Source organism: Citrobacter sp. wls718 (genome assembly GCF_005280945.1).
In the GTDB taxonomy this organism is placed as follows: domain Bacteria; phylum Pseudomonadota; class Gammaproteobacteria; order Enterobacterales; family Enterobacteriaceae; genus Citrobacter; species Citrobacter gillenii.
The window spans coordinates 1-1,110 of sequence record NZ_SZWV01000012.1; the positions used below are offsets into that span (position 1 = coordinate 1).

The 1,110-nt window shown below is 54.2% G+C and carries 1 protein-coding gene; it reads right to left on the bottom strand.

The window, feature by feature from the left end:
- Positions 1–61: 61 nt before the first annotated feature.
- Entirely contained in the window at positions 62–1,042 is a 981-nt protein-coding gene (locus FDW95_RS02070) for an IS5-like element ISKpn26 family transposase (protein WP_000019445.1), read from the bottom strand.
- Between the last annotated feature and the right edge of the window lie 68 nt (positions 1,043–1,110).

The window sequence follows — 1,110 nt, forward strand, 5'->3', positions numbered from 1 at the left end:
ACACATCGAATCAGCCTATTTAGGCTATTTTTTCCACCATTTCTGGCGTTATTTCCGGTTTTTACTGAGATCTCTCCCACTGACGTATCATTTGGTCCACCCGAAACAGGTTGGCCAGGGTGAATAACATCGCCAGTTGGTTATCGTTTTTCAGCAGCCCCTTGTATCTGGCTTTCACGAAGCCGAACTGCCGCTTGATGATGCGAAACGGGTGCTCCACCCTGGCACGGATGCTGGCTTTCATGTATTCGATGTTGATGGCCGTTTTGTTCTTGCGCGGATGCTGCTTCAAGGTTTTTACCTTGCCGGGACGCTCGGCGATCAGCCAGTCCACATCCACCTCGGCCAGCTCCTCGCGCTGTGGCGCTCCTTGGTAGCCGGCATCGGCTGAGACAAATTGCTCCTCTCCATGAAGCAGATTACCCAGCTGATTGAGGTCATGCTCGTTGGCCGCGGTGGTGACTAGGCTGTGGGTCAGGCCACTCTTGGCATCGACACCAATGTGGGCCTTCATGCCAAAGTGCCACTGATTGCCTTTCTTGGTCTGATGCATCTCCGGATCGCGTTGCTGCTCTTTGTTCTTGGTAGAGCTGGGTGCCTCAATGATGGTGGCATCCACCAAAGTGCCTTGGGTCATCATGACGCCTGCTTCGGCCAGCCAGCGATTGATGGTCTTGAACAATTGACGGGCCAGTTGATGCTGCTCGAGCAGGTGGCGGAAATTCATGATGGTGGTGCGATCCGGCAGGGCGCTATCCAGGGATAATCGGGCAAACAGGCGCATGGAGGCGATTTCGTACAGGGCATCTTCCATGGCACCGTCGCTCAGGTTGTACCAATGCTGCATGCAGTGAATACGCAGCATGGTCTCCAGCGGATAGGGCCGTCGGCCATTGCCCGCCTTGGGATAAAACGGCTCGATGACAGCGGTCATATTCTGCCATGGCAGAATCTGCTCCATGCGGGAGAGGAAAATCTCTTTTCGGGTCTGACGGCGCTTAGTGCTGAATTCACTATCGGCGAAGGTGAGTTGATGGCTCATGATGTCCCTCTGGGATGCGCTCCGGATGAATATGATGATCTCATATCAGGAACTTGTTCGCACCTTCC